Source organism: Trichocoleus sp. DQ-U1 (assembly GCF_039961925.1).
Taxonomy (GTDB): domain Bacteria; phylum Cyanobacteriota; class Cyanobacteriia; order Cyanobacteriales; family FACHB-T130; genus FACHB-T130.
This window is the reverse complement of the sequence record NZ_JAMPKB010000019.1, coordinates 51,631-69,694: the sequence shown is the minus strand read 5'-3', so window position 1 is coordinate 69,694 and position 18,064 is coordinate 51,631. Positions and strand designations below refer to the sequence as shown.

The 18,064-nt window shown below is 45.3% G+C and carries 12 protein-coding genes; 6 read left to right on the top strand and 6 right to left on the bottom strand.

Annotated features, from left to right (window positions below; translation table 11 throughout):
• The first annotated feature begins 473 nt into the window (after positions 1-473).
• Both NDI34_RS10595 and NDI34_RS10590 read left to right on the top strand, forming a co-directional pair.
• The gene (locus tag NDI34_RS10595) at positions 474-1,400 is read left to right on the top strand and encodes an RnfABCDGE type electron transport complex subunit D (protein ID WP_190410021.1); all 927 of its coding nucleotides are present in this window, start codon (positions 474-476) and stop codon (positions 1,398-1,400) included.
• 29 nt (positions 1,401-1,429) lie between these two features.
• Positions 1,430-2,788, top strand: a complete 1,359-nt coding sequence (locus tag NDI34_RS10590; protein WP_190533917.1) for a DUF2330 domain-containing protein — start codon at positions 1,430-1,432, stop codon at positions 2,786-2,788.
• Positions 2,789-2,864: 76 nt separating this feature from the next.
• Here the strand turns inward: NDI34_RS10590 and dtd are convergent, their stop codons facing one another.
• Both dtd and NDI34_RS10580 read right to left on the bottom strand, forming a co-directional pair.
• Complete coding sequence (gene dtd, locus NDI34_RS10585; RefSeq protein ID WP_190410019.1) at positions 2,865-3,320, bottom strand: D-aminoacyl-tRNA deacylase; 456 nt, start codon at positions 3,318-3,320, stop codon at positions 2,865-2,867.
• Between the two features lie 126 nt (positions 3,321-3,446).
• The gene (locus NDI34_RS10580; RefSeq protein WP_190533920.1) at positions 3,447-4,586 is read right to left on the bottom strand and encodes a GTP-binding protein; all 1,140 of its coding nucleotides are present in this window, start codon (positions 4,584-4,586) and stop codon (positions 3,447-3,449) included.
• A gap of 547 nt (positions 4,587-5,133) precedes the next feature.
• Between NDI34_RS10580 and cysS the strand changes: the two genes are divergently transcribed.
• From cysS to NDI34_RS10565, 3 genes are all read left to right on the top strand, one after another.
• A complete protein-coding gene (cysS, locus tag NDI34_RS10575; RefSeq protein WP_348232628.1) occupies positions 5,134-6,615 on the top strand; it encodes a cysteine--tRNA ligase in 1,482 nt (493 codons plus the stop codon).
• 442 nt (positions 6,616-7,057) lie between these two features.
• On the top strand, positions 7,058-8,596 hold the full coding sequence (locus NDI34_RS10570; protein ID WP_348232627.1) for an ATP-binding protein: 1,539 nt from the start codon (positions 7,058-7,060) through the stop codon (positions 8,594-8,596).
• 552 nt (positions 8,597-9,148) lie between these two features.
• On the top strand, positions 9,149-10,249 hold the full coding sequence (locus NDI34_RS10565) for a hypothetical protein (protein WP_348232626.1): 1,101 nt from the start codon (positions 9,149-9,151) through the stop codon (positions 10,247-10,249).
• Positions 10,250-10,367: 118 nt separating this feature from the next.
• Here NDI34_RS10565 and NDI34_RS10560 read toward each other — a convergent pair whose 3' ends face one another.
• The 3 genes from NDI34_RS10560 to NDI34_RS10550 form a co-directional block, all read right to left on the bottom strand.
• Positions 10,368-11,372, bottom strand: a complete 1,005-nt coding sequence (locus NDI34_RS10560; RefSeq protein WP_348232625.1) for a ribose ABC transporter permease — start codon at positions 11,370-11,372, stop codon at positions 10,368-10,370.
• Positions 11,369-12,913, bottom strand: coding sequence for a sugar ABC transporter ATP-binding protein (locus NDI34_RS10555; RefSeq protein ID WP_190527183.1), 1,545 nt, complete (start codon positions 12,911-12,913; stop codon positions 11,369-11,371). The genes NDI34_RS10560 and NDI34_RS10555 overlap by 4 nt, the downstream gene beginning before the upstream one ends.
• Before the next feature lie 88 nt (positions 12,914-13,001).
• Positions 13,002-13,979: an ABC transporter substrate-binding protein gene (locus NDI34_RS10550; RefSeq protein ID WP_348232624.1), complete on the bottom strand. Its 978-nt coding sequence runs from the start codon at positions 13,977-13,979 to the stop codon at positions 13,002-13,004.
• Between the two features lie 1,020 nt (positions 13,980-14,999).
• On the opposite strand from NDI34_RS10550, the gene NDI34_RS10545 reads away from it, so the two are divergent.
• Positions 15,000-17,144, top strand: a complete 2,145-nt coding sequence (locus NDI34_RS10545) for a peptidase domain-containing ABC transporter (protein ID WP_348232623.1) — start codon at positions 15,000-15,002, stop codon at positions 17,142-17,144.
• A gap of 10 nt (positions 17,145-17,154) precedes the next feature.
• Here NDI34_RS10545 and NDI34_RS10540 read toward each other — a convergent pair whose 3' ends face one another.
• Positions 17,155-17,886 (bottom strand): hypothetical protein, encoded by a 732-nt coding sequence (locus tag NDI34_RS10540; RefSeq protein WP_190410011.1) that lies wholly within the window; start codon positions 17,884-17,886, stop codon positions 17,155-17,157.
• Between the last annotated feature and the right edge of the window lie 178 nt (positions 17,887-18,064).

Below are 18,064 nucleotides of genomic sequence, written 5' to 3'. Positions count from 1 at the left end.
TCCCCATAACCTCTATGCTTTACCCACATCTGTTGAAAACCCTGTCATGCTACGGGAAAGGGCGCAGCCTTTGGATAGCGAGTTGCCCGTTTTTGTCCTCAAGTTATCGCTCAAATGCGAAAATCCCTACAGGGTTTTTGGACTTATAGGTAAAGCATAGCCATTAATCTTGGGGGCTTCTCAATTTCACGAGTGAGAGTTGCTGATTCATGAAGCAGTCGGGGATCTAAATCGCTGGCTCATAACTCAAATAAGATTTCTATATAGACTACTTTTGAAAAGCTTTCTAAAATTCATGAAAAGCATTGGCAAGATCCCTCGCTTATCCAAGAAGTCTGGGAGTTGAATCGCTGGTAAAAACCGTCTTAACTAACCGGCATCTTTGTAACAATTTCTGTAACAGAACCCCTGTTCGCATCTTATTGCGTCTAGATTCAGGAGAAAGATACGGCTAATCTTACTATTAATCGGCAATGCTGCTAAAAGATGTCCGAGACTATCAAATTCTGTTTCTATCCTTGTTCCTGTTCTTAGGTATTTGGACAAGAGACTGGACGCTAAGACCGGATCTAATTCTAGTGGTCATGGTAACTTGTCTGGGGACTCAGTGGCTAGCAGTATCGATTAAACAAAACTTATTCAATTTGCTTCCGGTACAAGATAATTGTCCCAATGAAATTGATTCTGTTTTAACAAATGTTCCTATCAATCTTTCATTACGGAGTGCTTTTATTACGGCTTTAGGTCTGAGTTTGCTCCTAAGAGCCGATAGTTACAGCACAATGATTTTGGCTGGTTCTTTCGCAATTCTCAGTAAATTTATTTTCAATTTTCGGAATAAGCATTTTTTTAACCCTGCTAATTTTGGTATTATTGCCGCGCTTATCTTGACAAAAGATGCCTGGGTTTCGCCCGGACAATGGGGAGATGAATGGTGGTATGCGCTGTTATTTGCAGGCACCGGGGGCACGATTTTAAAACGAGTTGGTCGTTGGGATACAACTGCTGCTTTTTTAGGTTCCTACGCTTTGTTGGAAGCTACTCGCAATATTTGGCTTGGCTGGACATGGGATGTATTTTTACATCGATTGATGAGCGGTTCTTTGTTGTTATTCGCTCTATTTATGATTACAGATCCTCGTTCTATTCCTAACGCTAGGAGTGGGCGTTTAGTATGGGCAGTTTCTATTGGCTGCTTAACTTTTTTCTTGCGAAATCAATTTTTTATTTCTACTGCTGTTTTCTGGGCTTTATTCGCCCTTGCACCTATGACCGTTCTGTTAGATTTTCTCTGGTCAGCACCCCGATTTTCTTGGGCGGAGACTTCCTCACAGACATTCAGTACTTCAGTCATTGATAAACCTGAGGAAACTGAATCTGAGACGTATCTACAAGTGTAAGTTTTTATTAATTACTAGCAGAGGTAACAATGAAGTTATTTCGGATCTGTAAAACTTTAGTGATAACGCTTCTGGCTGTTATTTGCTTTGCTCCGACAGCCTGGGGATTTTGTGGATTCTATGTAGCGAAAGCGGATACAAAGCTTTACAATAAATCCTCGCAAGTAGTAATTGCTCGCGATCGCGATCGCACTATTTTAACGATGGCGAATGACTATCAAGGCGATGTCAAAGACTTTGCTCTGGTTGTCCCCGTTCCGACAGTGCTTCAGAAAGAACAGGTTCACGTTGGCGACCCTAAAATTATCGAGCGATTGGATGCTTTTAGTGCGCCGCGACTGGTGGAATATTTTGACGAAGATCCTTGTAATCCGGTCATGTACGAGAGGCTCCCTGCACCAGCATCCGCACCAACGTCAGGCGGTGCAAGAGCTAGCAGGGATGAAGACAATAGCTTGGGTGTCACTGTAGAAGCTCGTTTCAATGTGGGAGAGTATGACATTGTTATTCTCAGTGCAAAAGAATCAAACGGTCTAGAAACCTGGCTAAATCGCAACGGATATAAGATTCCACGGGGTGCAAAACAACTGCTGCAACCCTATATCCGGCAAAACATGAAATTCTTTGTTGCAAAGGTCAATCTTAAAGAATTTCAAAATTCCGGTTCTCAATTTCTGCGACCTCTACAGATGGCTTACGAATCGCCTAAATTTATGTTGCCGATTCGTCTAGGGATGATTAACTCTACCAGTGAACAGGATTTAATTGTTTACGTTTTATCACCTAAAGGACAAGCTGAAGTTACGAATTACCGAACTGTAAAAGTCCCCTCAGATGCTGAAATTCCAGTATTCGTCAAAAATGAATTTGGTGATTTCTACAAATCGATGTTTCAAACTTCATACACTCGTGAGGATAAAAAGGTTGCCTTTCTGGAATATGCCTGGAACATGGGGAACTGCGATCCCTGTTCTGCCGAACCTTTAAATCCAGAAGAACTGCGGAAAGCTGGTGTTTTTTGGCTAGATAATTATCCTTCGGATGCCCGCGAGTCAGCGCCTTTCCGTAGAGCCGTTGTTCCCTCTAATAATGTTTTTATCACCCGTCTCCACGTCCGGTACACCCGCGATAAATTCCCGGAAGATTTGGTGTTTCAAGAAACATCAAATGAACAAAGTTTTCAAGGTCGTTATGTTCTTCGTCATCCCTTTACAGGAGATGTGAAGTGTCAAGCGGGTCAACAGTATAAACAGTCTTTGACTAAACGATTTGAACAAGAGGCGCAGACTCTCGCCAAGCTGACTGGGTGGAATATTCAGGATATTCGGAAGAAAATGCCTGTTGCACAAAGCAGTTCTAGACCTTGGTGGCAAAACATCTGGCCTTAATAATGACCTAACATTTTAACCCTCTTTCCTGCAAAGGAAGGGGGAATTTACAGCTTTGGAGTCAATGTTATTCAAGTTAAGTCGCTTCTCGTTCTAGCAGCAAAGTAACAGGGCCATCATTTTCAATTGCTACCTGCATCATCGCCCCAAATTCGCCTGTTTCCACGCGCAAACCGCTCTGGCGCAACTTAGCGATAAACTGTTCGTAAAGATTTTGAGCGATCGCAGGGGCAGCAGATTTATCAAAAGAGGGGCGGCGTCCTTTACGACAATCTCCGTAGAGGGTGAATTGGCTGACTACCAGCAATTCGCCCCCAATTTCTAGAACGGATTTCTCCCAACGCCCGCTACCATTTTGCTCATCTGGAAATAAGCGCAATTCTAGACATTTACGAGCCATCCACTCCAGTTCAGCTTCGGTATCTGTTTCGGCAATGCCTACGAGTAAATTAAGTCCGCGCCCAATTTTGCCGATTACTCGATCTGAAACTTCAACTTGTGAGGATTTAACTCGCTGAATGACAACGCGCATAATTAGCTTCGATACACCTGTCGGGACATGACAATGCCATGCCCCGACCAAAAATTAGAGCCGCAATCTATTTGACCTAACTGAGAAAAGCGATTAGGAATTTAGCAATTAGCTAATTCCTAAAAACTATTTCCCAAAGCCTTTACCGCGAGAAGTAGAAGGCAGACAAACACAACTTTTGATTTGTTGTTGCAGGGTCTCTTTATCTAAATCCTGACCAATCAGTACCAACTGGTTTTTTGGTTTTCCTGCCCAGTCTTCATCATCGATGGAGAAGCGCTTGCCGCACAAGTGGAAGATATGACGCCGAGGACTTTCATCAAACCAAAGAATCCCTTTGGCACGGAAGACGGTCGAGGGCAGCTGATTATCTAGGAAATTTTGAAATTTCTTGATCGCAAAAGGCTTGTCGCTTTCAAAGGAAATCGAGGTAAACCCGTCATTTTCCAAGTGGTGGGAATGATGATCGTGGTCGTGATGGTCGTGAGTGCAAACGCCATGATCGTGATCGCAACTACTATGATCGTCGTGATGATCGTGATGATCGTGGTCATGACCGTGGTCGTGGTGGTGATGGTCGTGACCCTTTTCTGCCTCTTCGTTTTGGAAATATTTGTCAGTCTCAAATAAACCGACGCTGAGGAGTAACGGTAGCGGCACCTGTCCTTTGGTGGTTCGCATAATCCGGGCACCGCCTTTCATATCCCGAATTCTGACTTCTAAGGAGTCTAAGTCGGCTTCATCCACCAAGTCTGCCTTGTTGAGCAGGATGATATCACCGTATGCGATCTGGCTGGCGGCGGCTTCGCTGTTGAATAAATCGAGACTGAAGTTTTCCGAATCTACCACCGTAATGATGGAATCTAGACGAGTCATGTCTCGCAGTTCTGTACCTAAAAAGGTAAGTGCCACTGGCAGGGGATCTGCGAGTCCGGTTGTCTCGACTACCAGATAATCGACCTTTTCTTCGCGTTCCAGAACTTTGTAGACTGCTTCGACGAGATCGTTATTAATGGTGCAGCAGATACAACCGTTACTTAACTCCACCATGTCCTCGCCGGTGGTGACAATCAGCTCATTATCAATGCCGATCTCACCAAATTCATTAACCAGAACAGCGGTTTTGACGCCTTGCTGATTGCTCAAGATGTGATTGAGGAGGGTGGTTTTGCCACTGCCAAGGAAACCTGTAATGATCGTCACGGGTAAGCCGTGCTTGGGGGCATCTATCTCTGGAGATTGACTGGGAGTGGTGGCTGGTTGCATAGTGCGACTTTCAGATTTTCTCAAAAAACGTTGATAGAGCTATACGTAAATTACTGTAGGAGCTAAGCGCTAAGCGGAGTGTAGGTTTAGATCCCGATGATGGCTTGAAATGGAGATCCAACCTTTTACTTTATAGCAAGCGAACAGCTTCGCATACGCGCTAACAGAGCGATCGCTCTCTCCCTCCAGCTTACCTAACTCCGAAGAAGGCATTCTCCAATCCTTTTCGCATCGCCTAAGCATTTTTCATCTTGAAGCGAATTTCGATCAGTAAAGCAATGTTGTTAGCGTTAGTGTTAGCGGATGCGAACTGACAAGTCAGCGCTAGGCTAACGCCTCGCTTCGCTAACGCTATCGCGTTAAGTCGATGTTGAAGCGCATGATGTTGTGTTGAAGCCGCATTGCTCCCTAGTTACTCTCTTAAGCACCTACTTTTTGAGACTTAATTAGCGACAAAGTAAAATTTTAATTCGGATGAGTGGATGGCTTGCTGACCAGGGAATTTAAAATACTGATACAGATGCACTTTATTTCTTAAGTTCTAGGAATGGCCCTAACACTCTACAACACCCTCACTCGTCGCAAGGAAGCCTTTGAACCCGTTGAACCCGGTAAAGCCGGGATGTACTACTGCGGCGTGACGGTGTATGACTATTGCCACTTGGGTCATGCAAGAGCTTGCATCGTCTGGGATGTGACGCGCCGTTATCTGCAATTTGTCGGCTACGACGTGCGCTATGTGCAGAATTTTACCGATATTGATGACAAAATCCTCAACCGGGCGCGTCTTGAAGGTTCGTCAATGGAAGAAGTCGCCGAACGCTACATCCAAGCTTATTTTGAGGATATGGCGCGGCTGAATATCAAAGAAGCCGATGAATATCCGCGTGCTACACACACGATCAATGGGATTCAGCGGCTGATTCACGAGTTGGAACAGAAAAATTTTGCCTATCCCGCTGGGGGTGATGTTTACTATGCGGTGCGTCAATTTCCGGAGTACGGTAAGCTGTCGGGACGCAAGTTAGAAGATATGCAAGCGGGCGCGAGTAACCGGGTGGAGGTGGAAGACCTGGAAGCGTCCAAGAAAAGAGATCCGTTTGATTTTGCGCTGTGGAAGGCGGCAAAACCGGGGGAACCCGCCTGGGAATCATCTTGGGGTGCGGGTCGTCCGGGGTGGCACATTGAATGTTCGGCAATGGTGCGCGATCGCTTGGGCGATACAATCGACATCCACGCTGGCGGTGCTGACTTAATTTTCCCTCACCACGAGAACGAAATTGCCCAATCGGAAGCAGTGACTGGCAAGCCGTTAGCGAACTACTGGCTGCATAACGGGATGGTGACGGTAAATGGGGAGAAGATGTCTAAGTCTCTGGGCAACTTTATCACCATCCGTGAGTTACTCGATCGAGGGGTCGATCCGATGGCGGTACGGCTATTTGTTCTTACAGCCCAATATCGCAAGCCGATTGATTTTACCGATGAAGCAATACAAGCGGCGACAAACGGTTGGAATACGCTAAAAGAAGGTCTGTTGTTTGGATATAAGTACGGTTCCCAACTGAGTTGGACGGGAAACCCCGCTAATCTCCCCGTCAGCGAGGGGGGACATGACAACGCTGTGGAAAGATTTCAGGCAGAAGTGGATGATGACTTGAATTTTCCTGGCGGGTTAACCATATTGTTTGAACTTGCCAAAGAGTTAGGCAAGCAGGGAAATATCCTCGTTCATCAGGGTAAAACTGAGATCCCACCCGAACAATTAGAAATTTTCTGGCATAATTTGGTTGATTTGTCAAGTGTGTTGGGCTTGGAAGTAAGTGCTGACGAGATCGCAAAGCTACAGGTTGAAACTGCCGCTTCTGGTGGTTTCAGCGATGCAGACATTGAGGCGATGATTCAGCAGCGCCAGGAAGCCAGGATTGCGAAAAATTTTGCTGAAAGCGATCGCATTCGCAACGAGCTACAAGCCAAGGGCATTACTTTAATTGATAGCCCGGATGGTACGCGATGGCATCGTAACTAAGATGAGCATTGCGGCAACTACCTATGCTGCACCAGCGATCGCCTTGTCAGGATTTTCAGCAGGAGCGATCGCTTTCTTCTTTCTCACCCTCACTCTCGTCATCTGAGTCTCATCCTGACTTTGCCAGCGCTGTTTATAACGCTTTTGAGTTTAGCAATTTGGCTACCTTGGCTGATTGCTTGATTAGGAGAGTGGCTAAAAGCCTACAAAATGGCATCTACACAAAAGAAGAGTGCTAATTCACACCCGTGGTAGAGGCTTTGCGTTTAAAGTTTCCGTATAGTGTATCGAACAACACGTAAATTTACGTAAGCGATCGCGATCGCTGTTTCCGGATTAAGCGATCGCAAACGTGTAGAGATCGGTAGCACTACGCAGCTTTTTCAAAAGCTTGATAGTAGCCATACTGAATCAGGGCATTAACAGAGGTGCGATGGGACTGATGCACAAAATTCCAGAAGACACTTCTCACTGGACGGACTACTCACAAGAAATGCTAAGCAGGACTCAACAACAAGTAACGCCCTGGGCATGGATTGAGCAAGCATCAGTAACCCGGACTGAGGATTTTGAACAAAGCCAAAAAGAGGCGACTTCCCAACCGTCACCCCTACATTTAGATTCGACGCTAGAAGAATTAACGCTCTACGACGCTAGTATCGAGTCGGAACGTGCCGTAGAGGAAGCAATCCAGATTTTTGAAGCGAACCCATTGCTTCCTGGCATGATTATTACCGAACAAGGTAATTTCGTCGGAATGATTTCGCGACGGCGCTTCTTTGAATCTATGCGCCGTCTCTACAGCTTAGAGTTATCTTCCCCGCCCTCTCTGAAGGCACTCTACAGCATTGCCCAATGTGAGATTTTAGTATGCGATCGCAACAGTTCCATTGTCGAGACTGTACAGCAGTCCTTAAAGCGATCGCCCGAACTCATTTACGAACCGATTGTCGTACAACTGCAATCGGGAATTTGCAGACTCTTAGACGTACATCAGTTACTCATTGCTCAATCGCAGATTCATCAACAGGCAGCAGAAGCACTGCGGCAATCAGAAGTTCAATCCAGAGAGAAAACAACCCAGTTGGAGCAAACCCTGCATGAACTCCAGCGTACTCAAGCTCAACTGATTCAGACCGAAAAAATGTCTGGGTTGGGACAAATCGTTGCCGGTATCGCCCACGAAATTAATAACTCTGTCAGCTTTATTTACGGCAATCTCACCCATGCCAGCGAGTATGCCTACGACTTGCTGCACTTGCTGCACCTGTTTATCCAGCACTATCCTCAGCCAGTGCCAGAGATACAAGCAGAAATGGAAGACATTGACCTGGATTTTCTGAGGTCAGATTTGCCGAAACTTCTATCTTCAATGCAGGTAGGTGCAGAACGGATCTCTGAGATTGTTCTTTCCCTGCGGAACTTCTCTCGGCTCGACGAAGCAGAAGTGAAGTGTGTCAATATTCACGAAGGCATCGACAACACGCTCCTGTTTCTACAAAATCGGCTCAAAGGCAGAGGTATACGCCCTGATATTGTGGTTCAAAAAGACTATGGCGACCTTCCTTTTGTAGAATGCAATGCTGGGCAACTCAACCAAGCATTCATGAATATCTTCTGCAATGCAATTGAGGCACTAGAAAAGGAAATTAGTCACAGACAAGGAAATACCCATTACCCATCACCGATAATTCGGATTCGCACGGAAGTCGGAGATAACAATCAAGTTGTAATTCGGATTGCAGACAACGGCATTGGGATGACCTCGGAGGTACAGCAACGACTATTCGATCCTTTCTTTACGACTAAACCTATCGGCAAAGGAACTGGCTTAGGGTTGTCAATTAGTTATCAAATCGTGGTAGAAAAACACAGCGGTCAATTGACCTATATTTCCGAAACGGGTAAAGGAACAGAGTTTGCGATCGCGATTCCGATTCAGCAGTACAATTCATCCGCTACTCTGTCTCAGTGCGCCTGAGCCAAAATTGCTGCTTGTCTTTTTCTAAACCTTTTTAACTCAATTGTTATGGCAATCCTATTTGAGTGTGGATGCTAGTAGTTCAGATCCCCAACTTCTTTCTCGAAGTCGGGGATCTCGCCTTCACGAATCATTCAGGCTTGCGATATCAAAGTATAGGTACAGTGGATTTCTGTTAGCTGCCTCATTTCAAATCTGGTAGATTTCCCGCAAGAGGAAACCGCTTCCTCTATCTACCCACATTTCAGGGAGGAGAGATAGTGCCAAAGACTTAGACTTGCTTTGGATTTGGGGAAATTGCGAGTAATCAATCAGATTGGATATTACTACCTAATTAGGCAGATTAATTTAACATTAGTACAACTCTTTAGATAGACGAGCCAAGAAAATAATAGAGGTAGGGTTTTAACAAAGAGTTTCAAGAAATATGTCTTTAGGCTGCTAACTGACGTAACTGATTGAAGGTCAATTTTTTTACAACCAACATTTGTTCGCTTTTGGCAAGAAAGTTGCCAAAGTCAGTATTTTTTAGCCTAAGTTCAGGATATTCCCATGAGTACGCAAAATCAGAAACATTCGGTTAAAAAGCTTGTTAGCTTGATGAGCGTTGCTGGCGCTAGTGTTTTCCTCAGTTTTCCAGCATTAGCCCTCATCAATTCCAACTCTAGTACGAGAAGCCAACAATTATTAGCTCAGAGTACTCCAGGTGGGACACAAACAAATCCATCTGGCGCTGGTGCTAACCAACAAACTCCCGCTGGTACGGGTACGGGTACTAACCAACAAACTCCTGCTGGTACGGGTACGGGTACTAACCAACAAACTCCTGCCGGTACTCGTACTGGGCAACCTAACTATGAGGTAATTAGCCCAGGAGTTGTGCAACAGAATCCGGCAGGTGCGGGCACTACTCAGCAAACTCCAGCAGGAACTGGCACTGGTACAACTCAGCAAACTCCAGCAGGAACTGGCACTGGGCAACAAACTCCAGCAGGTGCGGGTACTACCCAGCAAACTCCAGCAGGCACGGGAACTGGTACAACTCAACAAAATCCAGCCGGAACTGGCGCTGGGCAACAAACTCCAGCAGGCGCGGGTACAATTCAACAAAATCCCACAGGTACAGGTACAGGTACTGGGCAACAAACTCCAGCAGGCGCGGGAACTGGTACAATTCAGCAAAATCCAGCCGGTACAGGTACTGGACAACAAACTCCAGCAGGTGCGGGAACTGGTACAACTCAGCAGAATCCGGCAGGTACAGGTACAGGTACTGGGCAACAAACTCCAGCAGGTGCGGGAACTGGTACAACTCAGCAGAATCCAGCCGGAACTGGGGCTGGGCAACAAACTCCATCTGGTGCGGGTGCAACTCAGCAGAATCCAGCCGGAACTGGGACTGGGCAACAAAATCCAGCAGGAACGGGCACTACCCAACAGAATCCCGCAGGTAATACTCCAGGGGCTACGCAACGGAGTGGTCGGCAGGGGAATTATACTCAGTACATGAGACTTGGGTACGCTGCAACCCAACAAAGAGATTACCAAACTGCTTTGATTAACTTTAGAAGGGCGCTTAATCTACGTCCTGGGGATTCGTATGCGACACGAGCGATTAGCAATGTAGAAAGCTATCTTCAACGCAGTCGTTAGTTAAATCTTCGGTGAGGATCTGCAAACAGGGAGTCGCGATCGCGACTCCCTGTTTTTTAGATCTATTCTGCCTGACGTGCGATCGCTTCCTACCAGTCTGTCATCGGAAGCTCAATACTTACGCAGCGCTAGTGCGGGTGCGAAGTTTGTCAATCGTCACGGCAATAATGATCACAAGACCTTTAACAACTAACTGCCAGAAAAATGACACGTTCATCAGGGTTAACCCATTGTTGAGGAGGGCAATAATTAAAGCACCCAGTAAAGTCCCCCAGATGGTGCCAATGCCACCCGTGAAGCTGGTTCCTCCTAAAATGACGGCAGCGATCGCATCAAGTTCGTAGCCTTGACCTAACATACCCGTCGCACTGTAGAGACGCGAGGCGCTCATCACTCCGCCTAAACCGGAAAGCAACCCACTCACACCATAAACAAATAACAGCACCCGACTCACCTTAATTCCTGTTAGTCGTGCTGCCCGTATGTTACCGCCTACGGCGTAAATATGCCTTCCCAATACTGTCCGTCTTAAGACAAACCAACTCGCTACAACGGCAAGCAAAGCAATCACAACTAGCCAGGGAATGGGACCAAGATAATTGTTGCCTATCCAAGCAAAATTTAGATTTCGATTTAGAACGGTCGTGCCATTAGCAACTAAGTAAGCAACACCCCGCAAAGCCGTATAAGAACCAAGCGTGACGATAAAAGGTGGCAAACCTAAATAGGCAATCAACGACCCATTTAGTAAGCCTAACCCTAATCCCGCTAATAGGGCGGCTGGTATGGCAAGTAAACCAAGACCTGGGATCAACGAGACAAGCACCCCGACAACTGCTGTCACGCCCAAAATTGACCCCACAGAAAGGTCAATTCCTCCGGTTAAAATGACAAATGTCATCCCGGTCGCTAGCACGATATTGATCGATGCTTGCCGAATGACATTAATCAGATTTCCGGGCGAAAGAAAGCTTGGCGTAACAATTGAAAAAATTATACAGATTGCAACCAAAATCGGTAGGATACCAGCAACCTGAATGAAATTTTTCCAAGCTTGACGATTACTCGCTTTAGAGCGATCGCTCGTTTCATTTCTGGTGGTTCTTACTTCTGTTTGACTCATGATTTTGCTACCTCTCTTGCCCCTGTGGCATAACCCATGATGTTCTCTTGTGTAATTGCTTCCCCAGTTGAGCCGCCTACTTCACCAACCAGGCTTCCCGCACGCATCACCAAGACGCGATCGCTCATTCCCACGATTTCCGGCAGTTCGCTGGAAATCATCAAAATGGCTACACCTTTTGCTGCCAGATCGCTAATAATTCGATAAATTTCGCTTTTCGCGCCGATGTCAACGCCGCGCGTAGGTTCATCGAGCAAAAGTACCTTGGGATTAATTGCCAACCAACGGGCTAGCAATAACTTCTGCTGATTTCCCCCAGATAAATCCATTGCCCTGATGCTTGGGCTGGCAAGACGAATCCCTAAGTTGCTAACGGCATCAGCCACAATTTTAAAAAGGGATTTTGAGTTGATGATGCCAGAGGTTGCCTCTCGTCCAAGAACATTCATAGTGATATTTTCACCAGAACTTATCTCCAGAAATAGACCGAGATCCTTACGATCTTCTGGGACATAGGCAATTCCCGCTTTAATTGCATCATCGGGTGTCGAGATATTGAGAGAACGACCTTCCAGCTTTATTTCACCGCTAGCCTTTCGGTCAGCACCAAAAATAAGACGAGCAATTTCAGTTCTGCCTGCGCCAACCAAGCCTGCTAAACCAACAATTTCCCCAGCATGCAGTTTAAAACTCGCAGATTTTACCTTGCGCCCATCACTTAAATTCTTTACCTCAAGGACTACTGAGCCAGGATGGGTTTGACGCTTATGTTCGTATAAATCCTGTAAAGAACGACCCACCATCATTTCTACTAAGCGAGGGGCGGAAATTTCACTCCTCTCCAGAGAGCCTATATACCCGCCATCTCGAATCACGCTAACGCGGTCAGCAAGCGCATAAATCTCTTCCATCCGATGGCTAATGTAAATAATCGCAATCCCTTCATTCCGCAAGCGGCGAACAACCTCGAAAAGTTTCTCTGTCTCTCGGTCTGAAAGCGCTGCTGTCGGCTCATCCATTACTAGAATGCGGCTCTTGTGTTTGAGCGCCCTAGCAATTTCAACTTGCTGCTGTTCTGCAATGGAAAGGGTTGAAACCAGGTCGCCCGCATCAAAACTCGCGTCGAGGTTTCTCAATACCTCAGATGCTTGATGCCGCATTCCGTCTCGGTCAATGAAGGTGCCTCCTTTCTTAAGCTCACTCCCCATAAAAATGTTTTCAGCCACGGTCAGATTTGGGGCGAGATTAAGCTCTTGATAAATAATGGCTATACCCAAATCTCTGGCTTGACCTGGGTCTGTCATCTTAACAGCTTGACCGTCAATTCTGATTTCCCCTGCATCGGCTATATAGGCTCCAGCCAGGATTTTCATCAGCGTACTCTTGCCTGCACCATTTTCACCCATAAGGGCATGAACTTCCCCAGGATAAATAGTGAGATTTACATCATGCAAGGCGGTGAAACCATTAAAGGTTTTTGTAATTCCTTGCATTTCGAGTACGGGTTTAGTTTTTATTGAGGGTTGAGTGCTACTTGCCATCAGAAATCCCTGTAATGTTTGTGAAAATACGATTCAAATTGATGGATTATCAAGTCATAAATTGGTGCAATTAACGACAAAAATTTCGTTATTCACTTGTCCAGCCTTTATGCTGATTCACGTTTTCACGAGTAACCAACGTGACTGGAATGAGAATGTCTGGATTGGCAGGTTTGTTCCCTTTGATAATGTCATTCCCGACCTCTACTGCCTTGGCTGCCATGCGAAAGGGATCTTGAGCCGCAGTCGCAACAAATAAACTATTTTCCTGCTTGAGCGCATCTAGAGCTTCGGGTGCGCCATCGACGCCAACAATAAAGAACTCTTTCCGTTGTGCTTGGGTAGCAGCTAGCTCCGCACCAATCCCACAAGGGTCATTAATTGCAAAAACGGCATCAATTTTTGGGAAGGATGTGAGCAAATCGCTCATGACTCTCAACCCACCATCACGGCTACCTTCTGCATTCTGATCTTTTGAAAGGATCTTGATATTGGGATATTTGGAAAATACGCTCAGACATCCTTGGACTCGCTCAACAACTGAAGCAACAGGAGGTCCGTTGATAATTACAACATTGCCTTGACCCTTCAATCGATCGGCAATGTATTGACAACTTACTTCACCTGCTTGCACGTTGTTGGAGGTAACAGTGGCATCAACACCTCCTTCAGCGGCAGTATCAACTGCAATGATTGGAATTCCTGCTTGTTTAGCTTTTTCAACCGCTGCAAAAATCCCCTTACTGTCAGCAGCATTAAGTATAATCATGCTGACATCTGAGGCAATGAAATTTTCAATTTGATTAAATTGCTGATTTAAATCGTCCCCGCTGGAGACGAGGGTTGTGCTAACGTCCGCACCGCCAATTCTCTTAGCTGCCGCCTCTGCACCCTTACCAACTTGTACAAAGAAGGGGTTGCCGAGATCGCGCACTGTGACAGCAACGGATGAAAGTTCTGAACTGTTTTGTTGGCTATTTTGAGCGTTCCGGGGAGCTGACGTGCAACTCACAAGAGCGCTACTGACTAGACTAAAAAGACTAAATGCGATCGCTACTCGTTTCACCTTAAACTCCAATGAATGCTCATTTGGAAAGAGTCGCGCGAATCTTAGCCCGCAAACCAAAAAGTAATCCTTTCAGATTGAAGCTTTAATACCTTAAGTTTTAGGTAATAAAATTCCAAATATAGGGTTATACAATTCCTTTTTATTTCTTGCTAGTAAAATTTTCTCAATTCAATTGCTGGAACGCTTATTTGAAGAAAAATGTTCAGGAAATCCCTTCTTGCTTCCTCCTAAGAAAAGTTATTTTTTCCTAAAATTTATTAAAATTGTGTAAGCGTTTTAGAGTTTCAAAACTAGAGAAAACTTTTTAGCAAAAGCCACTAAAGGTTTTGTTTAAAGGCTTGCAGAGTCTTCTTCTATTTGACTCGCGATATCGTATATTTTGCGACTTAAATACTGAGTTAGCATCAATCTCAAGATAGAGGAAAGACATTTAAAACAAGCAAATTTTATTGAGTTTTGTGTATGAGTTCTTTTAAAGATTGTTGGGATTATTCATTCAATGCTTAAAAGGTAGGCTAAAGTAGTTATAGCTAAGTAATACGGCTTGTTAATAATTAATAATTTTTTGTTTTAATGTATTTGATTTAATGTAAAGAGGTAGGACTCTTGTCAAGAGGCTGGGATTGTTCAAACGCCTCATATTAGATGCAAACGTCATAATTGCAGAAATGTTTGACCAAGGGTTTTATCAAACATTCATGACAAGTTATGTAAATGTGGTTACTTGCGTGTTGATTGAGATTTTCGCTTTGGAGCGATCGCTCCCATCGTTGAGCTGGGTTGATGAAAACCCAAGTATGCATCTACTGCTTTGTGATTGATGCTCGTTGCGAAAACTGACTGAGGCGGTCACGAATGTCAAAGGGAAGCAGCCACGATCTTCTTGTAGTGACTGCTTTTGAGCGCCTCCTAACTCTATCAACCGTTCAAGTTGACCATTAGATTTTGTCTATAGTGCGCCTATAGTGTGTTAGTTACCGAACCGCATAAATCCTGACACTATGGCATGAGTTAAGCATGAAGTACGAGCATGTCTTACAACACAGTGAAGAAGACTGCGGAGCAGCTTGTCTTGCTGCGATCGCGAAACACCACGGGCGGACTTTTACGCTCAACCGTATCCGTGAAGCCGTAGGCACTGGACAGCTAGGAACCACATTGCTAGGACTCCGGCGGGGTGCAGAAGCACTCGGTTTTAATGCTAGAGCCGTGAAAGCTTCACCACAGATTCTTGACAAATTGAAGCAAGCACCGCTACCAGCCGTCATTCACTGGAAAGGCTACCACTGGGTTGTTTTATACGGGCAACACCGGAAAAAATATGCGATCGCCGATCCCGCTGTCGGCATCCGTTACCTCTCCAAAAACGAGCTAGCGGCAGGTTGGACAAATGGCATCATGCTGTTACTAGAGCCAGACTCCGCCCGCTTTTTTGCCCAAGTTGATAATAAAGTTGGCGGTTTTGGGCGTTTCTTTAAACCCGTCTGGGCTTACCGAGGGATTCTCGCTGAGGCATTTATCATTAACCTTGTCTTGGGATTGCTTTCCCTCACATCCCCCTTCCTCATCCAAATCCTCACCGATGATGTGCTGGTTCGGGGGGATACCCAGCTACTAACGGGTGTCGTGACTGCTGTTATGGTAATGAACGTTGTATCCAGTAGCCTCAGACTGGTGCAATCTAACCTAATCGCCCATTTTTCTCAACGGCTCCAATTAGGCTTAGTTTTAGAATTTGGCAGAGCAATTTTGCGTTTGCCGCTTTCCTATTATGAAGCTCGTCGCAGTGGCGAAATTGTCAGCCGCTTGCGAGATATTCAAGAAATTAATCAGTTAGTTTCTCAAGTCGTTGTCAGCTTGCCGAGTCAGCTATTTATTGCCATCGTTTCATTTAGTTTCATGTTGTTCTACAGTATGAAACTCACAAGCGTTGCTGTGGGCATTGCTGTTGTTATGACAATTTCCACAATTATTTTCCTGCCGACACTGCAACAAAAAACTCGGAGCTTATTAGTCTTAGAAGCAGAAAATCAAGGCATTTTAGTTGAGACTTTTAAAGGGGCACTGACGCTCAAAACGACTACATCTGCACCGCAATTTTGGGAAGAGTTTCAGAGTCGCTTCGGTCGCCTTGCCAACATCACCTTCCGCACGATTCAGATTGTCATTATCAACAGTACCTTTTCTGGATTAGTTTCTAGTATCGGTAGCGTCATCTTACTTTGGTTTGGCAGTAGCTTGGTGATTAGTAAAGAATTAACCATTGGGCAACTGTTAGCTTTTAATGGGATGAATGGAAACTTTCTAGCGTTTATTGGGGCAGTCGTGGGATTTGTCGATGAACTCACTCGCGTTCAAACCGCCACCCAACGTCTTACGGAAGTAATTGACTCTACACCAGAAAATCCAGTTGATGACAAAAGACCCTTTGCTAAAATTCCGGGAGATGCAGATATTATTTCCACAAATCTCAACTTCCACCACGCTGGCAGAACTGACCTTTTAGAAGATTTTTCGCTAACAATTCCTGGAGGAAAAGTTATTGCACTCATTGGTAAATCTGGCTGCGGTAAAAGCACCCTGGCGAAGTTAATCGCTGGATTATATTCACCACATTCTGGAAATCTCCGCATTGGCATGTATAATTTGCAAGATTTATCACTTGATTGCTTGCGACAACAGGTGATTCTCGTTCCTCAAGAGCCTCACTTTTGGAGTCGCTCAATTGTGGAAAACTTCCGCTTAGGTTCCCCTCACGTTGCATTTGAACACATTGTGAGAGCCTGCCAGATTGCGGGTGCAGATGAATTTATCAGCAAGCTACCTGACAAATATCAAACCGTTTTGGGTGAATTCGGGGCAAATATTTCTGGCGGACAGCGGCAACGATTAGCAATTGCCAGAGCGATTGTAAACGAGCCGCCAGTTCTGATTTTAGATGAATCCACGGGGGGACTCGATCCGGTGAGCGAAGCGCAAGTTTTAGAGCAGTTGCTGTCTCACCGCCAAGGCAGAACCACCATTTTAATTAGCCACCGCCCCAGAGTAATTAATCGAGCTGATTGGATTGTTTTTCTGGAGCAAGGTCACTTGAAATTGCAAGGTTCTCTGGAGGATCTACAAGCCCAAGCTGGCGCTCATTTGGACTTTTTGATTCCCTAAAGTGAAATGATTATTTTACAGAGGCATTGGTGAGGTTAACATTGCTGGCAGAGGATGCGGAGAGGCTTTTTATGGTAACGTTCGCCGTGGCGGATGTCGTGTTGTCGCCTAAGAAAATCAGGTTGGAAGTTGTGTAAGGGTTGAGATATCCGGGAGGCGGTGTAAATCCGGTATATTGACGCAGATTGCCTTGCAAAACAGGAAAGGTAGAACCGTTCATAAACAGTTGATACTGGTTGTCTTTTACATACAATACATAGTTATTCATCGTTTTCTGGACGTTGAAAGTTACTTTCTCGCCTTGAGTAAAACCAACGTTTTGCGCCCAGATGCTATTTTGCCAGAAACCTAATTCCAGCCCATAAGGTTGCGTTTCACCAGAGACGCCATTGCTCATCACAATCAGACTGAAGCCTGCACGATTGTTGTTGAGGTGAGTTTCTGAACTCACCTTGACGCTGAAACTGATGCTATATCCGGTACTGCGGTCAAGCAGCACTGGCGATACTTTGAAGTAGCCTGCTTGATTACTGGTATTACCCGTATTCAAAATAGTGCCTTCAGTGGAAGGCGTTGCAGTCGGTACAGGAGACTTAAAAGCATTTTCTTTATATTCCCATCCTTGTTGAGCGGGCGTTTGATTTGGCTGCGATACGCCGTCGTAAAGAGGAACGGCGTTAGCAGAAGTGGCTCCCATCGCTAAGGTAAAGCCAACAGTAAGGGCGGCTAGAGTTTTTTTCATGAGTTTGTTTCCTTTGATGACCATCTCGTAAGTAAAAAGCCGATTTTTATAATTTTTTTGCGGGTTGGACTAGCATGAGAATGCAGGTTGTCTTTGAGCTTTAACGCCAAAATTGGCTCAGGAGATTTTGGATGGTACTTAAGACAGAAGACAGAAAAAATTAGTAGTTGCGGGATTT